13 protein-coding genes are annotated in these 11,266 nt (G+C 60.7%); 7 read left to right on the top strand and 6 right to left on the bottom strand.

Annotated features, from left to right (window positions below; translation table 11 throughout):
• Positions 1–117: 117 nt before the first annotated feature.
• Together CG471_RS26715 and CG471_RS26710 are read right to left on the bottom strand one after the other, a co-directional pair.
• Complete coding sequence (locus CG471_RS26715) at positions 118–366, bottom strand: hypothetical protein (RefSeq protein ID WP_180275810.1); 249 nt, start codon at positions 364–366, stop codon at positions 118–120.
• A 212-nt stretch (positions 367–578) separates the two neighbouring features.
• On the bottom strand, positions 579–812 hold the full coding sequence (locus tag CG471_RS26710) for an AlpA family transcriptional regulator (protein ID WP_072896062.1): 234 nt from the start codon (positions 810–812) through the stop codon (positions 579–581).
• A gap of 506 nt (positions 813–1,318) precedes the next feature.
• Here CG471_RS26710 and CG471_RS26705 point away from each other — a divergent pair.
• The 3 genes from CG471_RS26705 to CG471_RS26695 are packed head-to-tail and all read left to right on the top strand — an operon-like array spanning position 1,319 to position 3,441.
• Positions 1,319–2,206 (top strand): ArdC family protein, encoded by an 888-nt coding sequence (locus CG471_RS26705; protein WP_072896064.1) that lies wholly within the window; start codon positions 1,319–1,321, stop codon positions 2,204–2,206.
• Positions 2,203–2,451, top strand: a complete 249-nt coding sequence (locus CG471_RS26700; protein ID WP_063141658.1) for a hypothetical protein — start codon at positions 2,203–2,205, stop codon at positions 2,449–2,451. Before CG471_RS26705 ends, CG471_RS26700 begins: the two co-directional genes overlap by 4 nt.
• 60 nt (positions 2,452–2,511) lie before the next feature.
• The gene (locus CG471_RS26695) at positions 2,512–3,441 is read left to right on the top strand and encodes a HEPN domain-containing protein (RefSeq protein ID WP_099234322.1); all 930 of its coding nucleotides are present in this window, start codon (positions 2,512–2,514) and stop codon (positions 3,439–3,441) included.
• Here the strand turns inward: CG471_RS26695 and CG471_RS26690 are convergent, their stop codons facing one another.
• Together CG471_RS26690 and CG471_RS26685 are read right to left on the bottom strand one after the other, a co-directional pair.
• A complete protein-coding gene (locus tag CG471_RS26690; RefSeq protein ID WP_072895678.1) occupies positions 3,442–3,777 on the bottom strand; it encodes a conjugal transfer protein TraD in 336 nt (111 codons plus the stop codon).
• A complete protein-coding gene (locus CG471_RS26685; RefSeq protein WP_072895692.1) occupies positions 3,683–4,009 on the bottom strand; it encodes a conjugal transfer protein TraD in 327 nt (108 codons plus the stop codon). Before CG471_RS26685 ends, CG471_RS26690 begins: the two co-directional genes overlap by 95 nt.
• A 172-nt stretch (positions 4,010–4,181) precedes the next feature.
• On the opposite strand from CG471_RS26685, the gene traA reads away from it, so the two are divergent.
• The 3 genes from traA to CG471_RS26670 all read left to right on the top strand — a co-directional run bounded on the left by traA (position 4,182) and on the right by CG471_RS26670 (position 8,823).
• Positions 4,182–7,073 (top strand): Ti-type conjugative transfer relaxase TraA, encoded by a 2,892-nt coding sequence (traA, locus tag CG471_RS26680; protein WP_099234321.1) that lies wholly within the window; start codon positions 4,182–4,184, stop codon positions 7,071–7,073.
• Between the two features lie 9 nt (positions 7,074–7,082).
• The gene (locus CG471_RS26675; RefSeq protein WP_072895175.1) at positions 7,083–7,652 is read left to right on the top strand and encodes a DUF6118 family protein; all 570 of its coding nucleotides are present in this window, start codon (positions 7,083–7,085) and stop codon (positions 7,650–7,652) included.
• Between the two features lie 391 nt (positions 7,653–8,043).
• Complete coding sequence (locus CG471_RS26670; protein ID WP_175551283.1) at positions 8,044–8,823, top strand: Crp/Fnr family transcriptional regulator; 780 nt, start codon at positions 8,044–8,046, stop codon at positions 8,821–8,823.
• 266 nt (positions 8,824–9,089) lie between these two features.
• Here the strand turns inward: CG471_RS26670 and CG471_RS26665 are convergent, their stop codons facing one another.
• Positions 9,090–9,833, bottom strand: coding sequence for a Crp/Fnr family transcriptional regulator (locus CG471_RS26665; protein ID WP_072895170.1), 744 nt, complete (start codon positions 9,831–9,833; stop codon positions 9,090–9,092).
• Positions 9,834–10,107: 274 nt separating this feature from the next.
• Positions 10,108–10,317 carry a hypothetical protein gene (locus CG471_RS26660; RefSeq protein WP_072895167.1) on the bottom strand — a complete coding sequence of 70 codons (210 nt, stop codon included), beginning with the start codon at positions 10,315–10,317 and terminating at the stop codon, positions 10,108–10,110.
• 145 nt (positions 10,318–10,462) lie between these two features.
• Here CG471_RS26660 and CG471_RS26655 point away from each other — a divergent pair, with 145 nt between their 5' ends.
• Complete coding sequence (locus tag CG471_RS26655) at positions 10,463–11,200, top strand: histidine phosphatase family protein (RefSeq protein WP_099234320.1); 738 nt, start codon at positions 10,463–10,465, stop codon at positions 11,198–11,200.
• Positions 11,201–11,266 lie beyond the last annotated feature (66 nt).

The raw sequence follows: 11,266 nt of genomic DNA, 5'->3' as shown, positions 1-11,266 counted from the left end.
CAAACGGCCAGTTACAGGCAAAATGTTGTTAGCACATCCGGTTTTGCCCCCAAACCCACGCCTAGCAAAATCAAATACTTACCAGCTCGCGTTCCCTGCGTGTTCCGCCGGCACTGTTCAACTTGGGTCAAGCAGCAGAAGATCGTCCTGGACTGCCAATATCTGCGGAACCGCCGTGCCCGTCGCCGCGATCGCTGCGAGCATGCGGGCTTCCTCGACCACCCTGTCGCCCCGTTTGGCGATGACATTATCACCGCCTGACAGGGAAAGACGCGCAACGAAGGAAAGATCGCCGCCTGCAACGCGCGCGACGCTTTCAACATGGCGACCCAGCAATGAAGCTGCCTCGGTGAATATCGCTCTCATGCTTTGCCCCTATCCCCCATCAAGCCTGCACCGATCGGATTTCTGCATGCTCATGGCAAGACTGGAGACGGGCACCAAGCAGGGGCAAGATCAGGCGGCATCGATAAAAGCAGCCCCGCCGGAGAAATCTCCACGGCGGGGCCATAGTTCAGGGAGGTGCCGCCCCAAGGGGGGAAGGAGCGACAGACTGGATATGATGCGTGTCGATGACTTTACAATGACGATGCCCTTTGCCGCTTGTCGGCATCCTCGACCGTCCAGAACATGGGATTGCGCACCCAGTCGTTGATGGCGGATTCGCGCCAGCCCATGCAGCGGGTGGCAATCCTGATCTGTTTGGGGAAGGTGCCGGCCTGAACCTTGCGATAGAGGGTGGCACGGCTGAGGCCGGTCCGGTCGAGGACGGTGTTGAGGCGCAGGATGCGGTCGGTCGGGGGCATGGTCATGGCTGGTCCTTGCTGCTGTGGATAAGTCTGATCCCCTTTGCGATGAGCCTTGGCAGCTGTTTAAGCGGGAGCAAGGGACTGAGCCGTGTCTGGCGGGCTTTGTCATGTTCTGGCGTAAACTGACGTAGAATAGGAAGACTGGAGCGGGCGTCTCCGCCTGTGGCGGACCGCGCTCTGCTTCGCTTCACCGAGTCGGCGCTGCGCTCGTTTCGTCCCTGCCGGGCGATGATCGCTGACGCTTCGCAGCCTTTTGGGCTGCTGGCTGCGGCCAGCGCGGCTGCGCCGCGCTGATGCTGGTTTGTCTGGGGCCGCCAGAATGACGGGGGTGGGCGTCGGCTTTCTCTAGGCCCGTGCCGGCGGGCCGCAAGCCGGCTGCGCCGGCTCCTCCTCTCGCGTTGCGGCCCTGCGGGTGCAGCCCGCCTCATGGGCACGGGCCTGCCGTGCGCCTCCTTGCCGCCCGCCCCCGCCATTCCGGCGGCCGGTGCTGGAGAGGCAGGAGAAAGGACATGGCTAACATCGAGCGTCAGAGCATCTATGGCGAAGTCACCTCCCGGATCATCGCGGAACTGGAGGCGGGGCATCTTCCCTGGGTGAAGCCATGGGACAGCAGCGCCTGTCCCTGCACCATGCCGCAGAATGCCGTCACCGGGCGGCGCTATTCAGGCATCAACATCCTGATCCTGTGGGCCACCGTGATCGAGCGCGGCTTTACCGGACAGCGCTGGCTGACCTATCGGCAGGCCGAGGCGGCTGGCGGCCATGTCCGCAAGGGCGAGAAGGGCAGTGTCATCTGCTATGCGGATCGGTTCATTCCCAAGGCCGAGGAAGAGCGCGCGGGCCAAGAGGATCGCGAGGCCAGGACGATAGCGTTCCTGAAGCGCTTTACCGTCTTCAACGTCGACCAGTGCGAGGGGCTGCCCGAAGAGCTGTCCCATGTGCCCGATTTGCCAGGGCCACTGGTATCGATCGCCGAGGCCGACAGCCTGATCCGTAACAGCGGTGCGGACTTCCGCATCGGCGGCGGCGAAGCCTATTATTCTCCGTCCGGTGATTATGTCGCGGTGCCACCACAGGCGGCCTTTCATGATCCCATCAACTGGTTTCGCACGGCACTTCACGAGATGGGTCATTGGACGGGCCATCGCAGCCGGTTGGCGCGCGATCAGTCGGGCGGGTTCGGTTCAGCGCTCTATGCAAAAGAGGAACTGGTTGCCGAGATGGCCAGCGCCTTCACCTGCGCGTCGCTGGGGATCGTGCCCACCGTCCGGCATAGCGACTATATCGGCTCCTGGCTTGCCGTCCTGCGCGAGGATGAGCGGGCAATCTTCAAGGCGGCAAGCGCGGCCAGCAAGGCGGCCGATTATCTCCTGGGCATGGAAGGGGCAGCGGCATGACCGACAAGCTTCCCCTGCGCGTCTTCCTGCGGCGCGGGCGCCGATCGCTCCGCCGCATGACCGTCCTTCAGCGCACCATCTTCTTCGATATCCGAATGGAGGATCTTAGCTATGCCCAGCTTGCGCAGCGGCACGGCATCAGCGCCGAGCAGGCCGAGGCCGAATTTGCCGCAGCACTGCGCATATTCCTGCGGACCTTGTACGAGCCCGAGCCCTGGTGGCGACGGCTTTCCCATCGTCTATGATCAACCCGCCGCGCCCGATGGCTTGCCATCGGGCGATCGGTCCGACAGGGTGGCTATGCCATGCGTAACGATCTCGATCATCTTCCCGCCGACAAGCAGCGCGAACTCGCGCGCGTCGTGCAGATCATCTTCGAGGAATTCGAGGACGGGCTGGCGCTCGCCACCCAGGCTTGGCGCAAGAAGGGCCGCATCCAGAAGATCATCCTCTATGGCAGCTACGCCCGTGGCGGTTGGGTTGATGAGCCGCACACCGCCAAGGGCTACAAGTCCGACTATGATCTCCTGATCATCGTCAACGACCAGCGGCTGACCGATCGCGTCAAATATTGGCTTGGGGTCGATGAGCGGCTGATGCGCGAATATGGCATCACCGCCACGCTCAAGACCCCGGTCAATTTCATCGTCCACACCCTCCAGGAAGTGAATGATGGCCTTGCCCATGGCCGCTATTTCTTCATGGACGTGGCGAAGGATGGCATCGCCCTTTACGAGAGCGACGACAAGGAACTGCACACGCCAAAGCCCAAGACGCCGGACAAGGCGCTGGCCATGGCGCAGGAATATTTCGACGAGTGGTTTCCGACTGGGGGGCAGTTCTTCCGACAATATCAGCATGCAGTAGCGGATGGCGCACCTAATATCGCAGCTTTCGACCTACATCAGGCAGCTCAAAGGCTCTATCACTGCGTATTGCTGGTTTGCACCTTCTACACGCCGCACGTTCACAATCTCGCTTTCCTGCGCACCCAGGCAGAGCGGATCGACCGGCGGCTGGCCTATGTCTGGCCAAGCGAACGCCATGTCGATCGGGCACGGTTTGAGAAGCTCAAGGAAGCCTATGTGAAGGCCCGCTATTCCAAGCATTACAAGATCAGCGAAGAGGAACTCAGCTGGCTCGGCAAGCAGGTCGAGGAACTGGGCCGCGTCGTGCATGAAGTGTGCGCTGAACGCATCGCCGAACTGAAGCGCACCGCCGGCGTTATCGCCTGATCATTCGGGCTTTCCAGCCAATGCATCGGTCGCAAACATGCGCTGCCCCCGTCGGCGCCAGAGCAGCAACAACTGTTCGCGCTCATCAGTGCGCAATCGTGCCGCCGCTTCACCAAGCAGCCCGAGCATCACCGCGCGATCATCATCGGTGAGCGTGACTAGCTCCGCCTTCACGACCAAACCGCCAAGCTCGATCAGATGCCGGGTGCGCTCGCGCCGCTTCACCTGCCAGTCTCGCCGATCATGCCGGGCCTGGCTCAGCTGCAGGCGATGGCGCGCGACCGTCACCCGACGCAGTGCTGCCCGGCTTGTCGCCAGCGCCCGGCCCAGCATCATGCCGCTGCCCTGAAAAGAAGGCCGCGCCCCGTTTGCGCCACGCCTCCCGCCTTGGTGCTTCGGTTGTGCTGGCAGCGGCAAGCAATGCGCCAGCCAGTTCCTCGGCGCTGAGCCCATCGGCTCCGGTCGCCATCACCAGTTCACCGAGCTGGCTCTGCTTGCGGGCTTTAAGTTGTCGTGCCTTGTCGGTGAGAGCCTTGAGCTCTGCGTCATAGTCCCGTAGTCTGCGCATGGAATATGGCCTCGCTGTTGGTGTCAGACACCCGGCGTTATCGACCGTCTCGATCAGCCACAATGCGCTGGAATTGCCTGGGATCTCGTCATCCCGAAACTGATGAAATCTTTTGAGGGCGCGCTTATACGTCGTGCCGACGTGCTGCTTGAGGTGTAAATGGTACGCCGTCATGGCGATCTACCATCTCTCGGTCAAAGTCATCTCGCGCGCCGCCGGCCGCTCGGCGGTCGCCTCGGCCGCCTATCGCTCAGGCTCCTCGCTGTTCGATATGCTGTTCGGGCGCGATCATGACTTCTCCAACAAGGCCGGCGTCGTCCACAGCGAGGTGATGCTGCCCGATGGGGCGCCAGAGCAATGGCGCGATCGCGAGCAGCTGTGGAATGATGTCGAGGCCGCCGAGATCCGCAAGGACGCGCAGCTGGCGCGTGAAGTGGAGTTCGCCATCCCCCGAGAAATGTCGGAGGGTGAGGGCATCGCCCTGGCGCGCGACTTCGTCCAGCGCGAGTTCGTCGATGTCGGCATGGTCGCCGATCTCAATGTCCATTGGGATATCGGCGCCGATGGACTGGCCAAGCCCCATGCCCATGTGATGCTGACCTTGCGCGAAGTGACGCCAGAGGGATTTGGCGCCAAAGTTCGCGACTGGAACAGCACGCAGCTTCTCAGCCATTGGCGCGAGGCCTGGGCGGAGCATGTGAACGAGCGCCTGGCTGCTCTAGATATCGATGCGCGCATCGATCATCGCAGCCTGGAAGCCCAGGGCATTGATCTCGAGCCCCAGCACAAGATCGGCCCGGCCGCAGCGCGCATGGGGGAAGCGGGCCAGGTCAGCGAGCGGATCGAAGAGCATCATGAGATCGCCCGGTCCAATGGCGAGAAGATCCTCGCCAATCCGGGCATTGCGCTCGATGGTATCACCCACAACCAGGCGACCTTCACCACTCGTGATCTTGCCATGTTCGTTCACCGCCATAGCGAGGGGAAGGAACAATTTGATCGGGTCATGGCGGCGGTCAAAGCCTCGCCCGATCTGGTGGCGCTGGGCAAGGATGGGCGAGGGGAGGCGCGGTTCACCTCACGGTCCATGCTGGAGACCGAACAGCGGCTCGAAAAGGCCACCGCCACGCTCGACGCGCGGCGCCATCATGGGCTGGCCGATCGCCATGTCGAACGCGCGCTGGCACGGGCCAGCGCAAGCGGGCTCGACCTCTCGGCCGAACAGCGCGGCGCGCTCAAGCATGTGACCAGCGCCAAGGGGCTGAGCAATGTCATCGGCTATGCCGGCACCGGCAAGAGCGCGATGCTGGGCGTGGCGCGCGATGCCTGGGAGCGGGCCGGCTATGATGTGCGCGGCGCTGCGCTCTCGGGCATCGCTGCGGAAAATCTGGAAAGCGGGTCGGGCATAGCCTCGCGCACGATCGCAAGCCTGGAGCATCAATGGGCGCAGGATCGCGAGCGCCTGACCGACAGGTCGATCCTGGTGGTCGACGAGGCCGGGATGATCGGCACGCGGCAGATGGAAAGGGTGTTCCAGGAAGCGGAGGCGCATGGTGCCAAGGTCGTGCTGGTTGGCGATCCCCAGCAGCTGCAGGCGATCGAGGCCGGCGCCTCGTTCCGCGCCATTGCCGAGCGCCATGGCAGCGTCGAGATCAGCTCGATCCGCCGGCAGGCGCACGACTGGCACCGCGAGGCGACCAGGGCGCTGGCGACCGGTCGCACCCATGAGGCGATCGCCGCCTATGGCGACCATGGCCATGTCCATGCCGCCGAGACGCGCGAGGATGCGCGTGGTGACCTGATCGAGCGGTGGGATCGCGATCGCATCGCCGACCCACAAGCCAGCCGCATCATCCTTACCCACACCAATGACGAGGTGCGCAGCCTCAACGAGGCGGCGCGCGAGCAACTGCAGCGGTCAGGGGAACTGGGCAGGGATGTCAGCCTCACTGTCGAGCGCGGCGCGCGAAGCTTTGCTGACGGGGACAGGATCATGTTCCTCAAGAATGAGCGCAGCCTTGGGGTGAAGAACGGAACGCTCGGCACCATCGACCATGTCGACAAGGCGCATATGCGGGTATCGCTCGATGATGGGCGCCTGGTGGGCTTCGACACCAAACATTATGCCCATATCGATCATGGCTATGCCGCCACCATCCACAAGGCGCAGGGCATGACGGTGGACAAGGTGCATGTGCTGGCAACCCCAGGGCTTGATCGCCATGCCAGCTATGTCGCGCTCTCGCGTCACCGCGAAACCGTCAATCTTCATTATGGCAAGGATGACTTTGCCAATCAGGGCAAGCTTGTCCGCACGCTCGAGCGTGAGCGTGGCAAGGATATGGCATCGGACTATGGGCGTGCGCCGGAGGCGGCGAGCCTGGCCCAACCCGAGCCACAGCCACCCCATCAGGTCCAGCCACCGCATCAGGTCCAACCCCAGGCCGAGCCCCCGCTTCAGCCAAAGCGCAGTATCTTCGCCGGGCTGAAGCTCAATGCCGCGCCGCTGGACCGGCGACCGGCCATGCCCTCGTTCGACAAGGCGGTTCAGGACTATGCCAAGGCCTTGCAGCAAGAGCAGGCCATGCGCGCCCAGGGCTATGAGCCGCTGATCGAGCAGCAACAGGCTGCCCAGCGGGCGCGCGACGCGCTCGATGCGCTGCGCCCCCAGGCATCGCAGGATCTGAGCGCTGCCTTTGGCAAGGACCGCGGGCTCATCCATGAAGCGGCCACCGGGCATAGCGGCAATGCCATCAGGCAGATGCAGGTGGAGCGGGACACGCGTGTCGCTGGCCAGCAGCGCGCAGATCGCTTCATTGCCGATTGGCAAAGCAGCGACAGCCAGCGTCAGGCGCTCAGCCGCAGTGGCGACCATAGCGCAAGCGGGAAGGTGCGCGAGGCGATGGCGGGCATGGCCAAGGGGCTGGAGCGCGATCCACAGCTGGAGTCGCTGCTGCGTAATCGCACCAAAGAGCTCGGTCTGTCCTTCCAAAGCGGCCAATCGCTGTCGCAGGATCTCCAGCGGCATCTCGGACGCTCGCTAGGCCGTGGTCTTGGGCTCTAAGCTTCAGTCATGACCCAAACAGCCCCCCAAGAAGATGATCCCGCAGAAGCATTTGATGCTGTGCGTCGGGAACTGAGCCTGCTCCGTCACGCACTTGAAGGCCTCACCGCCGCGCGAGAGAAGATACCCGATTACAGCGCGACGTTAGCGCAGATCAACAAATCGCTCGGCGTGCATGCGCACAGGCTCGACATGATCCAGAGCCGTCCGGCCATGGAGATGACGCCAGAAGCGCTGGTGGAGCGGATCATCGCATCTGCGCAAACGGCAAGGGCGGAAGACCGAACGATGCTGCGTCAAGCGCAGGAACGGCTTTCGAACTTGGCTTGGCACATGGACGCGATGGTAGCGCGCGGACGCGGTGCGGCCGAGCAGGAGCGTCAAGTGATCTGGTTTGGCCTTGGCGGGATCCTGCTGGGCATTCTGCTTTGGTCGATCCTGCCCGGTGCCATAGCCCGGTCGTTACCGGTGAGCTGGCATGTGCCCGAATGGATGGCGTCTCGCATGATGGGCATGGAGCAGAAGGAAGCCGGCCGGCGGATGATTATTACGGCGCCGAAAGATGAGGCGCGGCGATAGGGCTATGGTCGTCGCGTGAGCTGCATTGCGTCTGTTTCCGTCAGTTGCCGGCTTGGATGCCAACCTCGGCGGCGAACATTCATTCACCCTCCCATTTTGCCATGAGGAAAAGGCTGACTGAGACCTCCATCCTGAACGCAATAGACAGTGAGATTGACCGATTTCAGTCCAGCCTTTCGCCCGTCCCAGGCGATCGACAACAAAATCGATAGGCGTTCCAAAAGAGGATCATTGCCAGGCAACGAGCAATTTGTCGGCCGTAGATATTACCGACCGCGATTCAGGATCGGATGGCTCGAAATAACCACGGCTTATCGACCTTTTGCCCGACGTGGCGGATCGCGGCGTAAGACATGCAGAGCGGGGAATTATTAAAATGGAGGGAGGCACCGTGAGCCCGCACGTCATCCGCAAACTCGAACTGGTCGAGCCCCTGGACAAGGTTGAGAAGGAGATGATCCTGTCAGCCTGCAGCGACATTCGTTCGCTGCCACGAAGGAGGGACATTATTTCGGACGGTGACTCGCCCGAATTCCTCCATCTGGTCGTAGAGGGCTGGGCCGCTCGTTACAAAATTTTGAAAGACGGTTCACGGCGTATCACGGCTTTCATGCTTCCAGGCGACTTTTGCGATCTACACGCCACCCTGCTGCATGCAATGGACCACGCCATTCTGGCCGTGACAAATTGCCGGATCGCCTATGTTGCCAACGAGGAAATAGACCGCATCACCAAAGTGTCGGCCACACTCGCTCGTGCCTTCTGGAGAGCCACTTTAGTGGACGAAGCCATTTTGAGGCAATGGCTGGTCAATAGCGGCCGGCGCAATGCCTTTGAGGCGGTTGCGCATCTCCTGTGCGAACTGCACTTTCGATCACAACTAATCGGGCTTGGGAGCGCCCCCCTCGCATTACCGCTTACTCAGGAAGATCTCGCCGATGCTAGCGGGCTGACTGCTGTGCATGTCAACCGCATGCTTCAACGAATGCGCAAGGAAGGCTTGATCGAAATGGCCAACGGCCAGCTCTTCGTCCCTGATGTTAGGGCTCTGCGTCAAAGTTGCGGCTTCGACCCGAATTATTTCCATCTGAGGCTTTCCGACGATTATCCGTCTGACCGTCCGGAGCATCTGAGTGAGCGATGCGACATTGGAATCTTTGGCGTAGGCTGACCTCGTGGCGGCGTGCGTAATCAAATCGAAGCGACGATGCCTGCGTCGCCACTGCTATCGCGCGGTTTGACCATTATTGTCTTGCCCATGAATGATCGGCCCGGTGAGGATGATCGGCGTTATCGGTTCGCAAAAATCCGGCGCGTAGAAATGCTTCAGCTCAAACCCAAGCCGGACTGAATCAGCGCCATTGGCGCTGGGGTCGGCCAAACCTACAATGGCGCCATTGATCCTCCTTTGGCGGCAATTGCTCTATCGGATGTCTATCATGCATCTGATGACGGACTCCCTAGCCGGACCCATGCATCATGATGGGCGAAGCATGGTGGAATATTCGCCGTCATTTTCTGCAGTCCCTCAATATCGATAAGCCTCACCAGCGCCTTGCGCCGCTCGAGCAATCCGCTGCTATCCAATCGCTTCAGGGTCCGATTGACATGCACAGCAGTCAAACCAAGCAGTTCACCGAGTTGTTGCTGTGTGAGGGGAACCTCAAACCGGTTTTCCTTCGCCAGTCCTGACGATTTCGCCCGATCATACAGGTCAAGGAGAAACGCTACCATCCGCTCGAGCGCGGAGGTCGCGCCCAGCCAGGACAGTTTCTGCATGAGCGCTACTCGCTCCTTCTGCGTGCTAAGGAACAGGCCTGTAGCAAGACGCGGATTGTCCATCAGCAATTTGCCGATGGCGGCATTCGGGATAGGGCAAATAACTGCATCTGTAAGGGCTTCCAGCGTTTCGCCAGCATGGACGAGGGAAAGGCTGGGGAAGCCGAGCATGTCGCCCGGCAGATGCACTTTGACAATTTGTCGACGACCGTCGCGTAGCATCACAGAGGAGCCGACCCACCCCGCCAGAAGGAAGAAGACGCCGGCAACCTGGTCGCCTTCTCGGCGGATGATATGATGCCGCTTTACGGACCGCTTGCTACTCGTCCACCCTTCTGCGATCCGAATTTCCGCAGGCGTGAGAGGCACGAATTCTTCAAGGCGATGATAAGGTGGCAGCATGATCTCTCCGAAGGTCCGGAGTGTCCATCCGCCATTCGCTAACCAAGCGCACTTACAAGGATCAGTCAAAAGCCAGCATTTTTCACCGAAAGTTCAATGCGATTGATGCAGTTTATCCGATCCGCTCTGCAGGCTTCAAGCGCGCGAATTCATCCGATCACGCATTAGGTCCACAGCCCTGATTTCGATCAATATGCCAGGCATCGTTCCCATTTTGGAAGATGCTAGCTGCTATTTCGAAAGCGCGTACTGAGAAACTCACGATCCAGCATGATCAGGACTTTTCTTGAAATTGGCGCCACCAGGGCATTTCTCCCCGCATATGGCCTTCATCCTGTGTGAAATGGTCCATGATATCGTTCATATGTTCAGCACAGGCGCGCACCAGCACCCAGCTTGGATCGCTCATATTTTGTCTGGCGAGATTCCTTAGCAGGGCAATCTCCTCCGCCATCAGCGTCAGTGCTTCGACATCATCACGCATCTGAAATACCTGGCCTTTCCCGGCTCCTCTCACTGGCTTCAACACGATGCCGCCAGGAAATATCCGCGATCCCAATCTCCTGCTGCGCAGGAAGCGGGATCATTTGCGCCGCCCATCCATTTCTGGGCAAAGGAGAAACGCGGTGATGCAGATGCATTGGCCCAGGACCTTGACGATTGTTCGTCATGGCCAGAGTGCAGGCAATGTCGCACGCGACGCTGCCATGCAGGCTGATATCGAACGCATAAATTTGTCGGATCGCGATGCCGACGTACCTTTGAGCGACCTTGGATGCGATCAGGCTCGCGCGCTCGGTCGCTGGTATTCCACACGGACAATCGGTGCGCGTCCTGATGTACTCCTCGCATCGCCCTATCGGCGCGCTTGCCAGACGGCGGATCTTTTCCGTAGCGCCGGAGGCTGCGAGGACGACATCGAAATTCTTTTTGATGAACGGCTGCGGGAAAAGGAATTCGGGATCCTCGACGGGCTAACCGCTACAGGAATACGTAGCATTGAACCGCAGCAGGCCGAGTTTCGCAGGATCCTGGGGAAATTTTATCATCGTCCGCCAGGTGGCGAGAGCTGGTGTGACGTCATACTACGCTTGCGATCAGTTATGGATACGATCGCGCTGCATCATGCTGACCGGCATGTAATGGTCTTCACCCACCAGGTGGTAGTGCTGTGTCTGCGCTATATCATCGAAGGGATGACCGAGGCCGAGATACTACAGATTGATCGTGAGGCAGACGTCGCCAATTGTGCGATCACCGAATATCAGTTTGATGAGGGCAAAGGCAAACGTGGTGGGCTATCCCTGGGACTGTCAGGATTTCCGTGTGCGGCCGGGCGGTTGATCATCAGGCCGCCATGGCTCTGATGAAACGTTCGCCGAAGATCACGGCAAATTGCGCCTTCGCCATGGTCCACTCACGTGGTGGCATCT

It is taken from the genome of Sphingobium sp. IP1 (genome assembly GCF_002708645.1).
GTDB lineage: Bacteria > Pseudomonadota > Alphaproteobacteria > Sphingomonadales > Sphingomonadaceae > Sphingobium > Sphingobium yanoikuyae.
The sequence above is the reverse complement of the archived record's forward strand: the minus strand, read 5'-3'. Positions and strand labels throughout refer to the sequence as shown.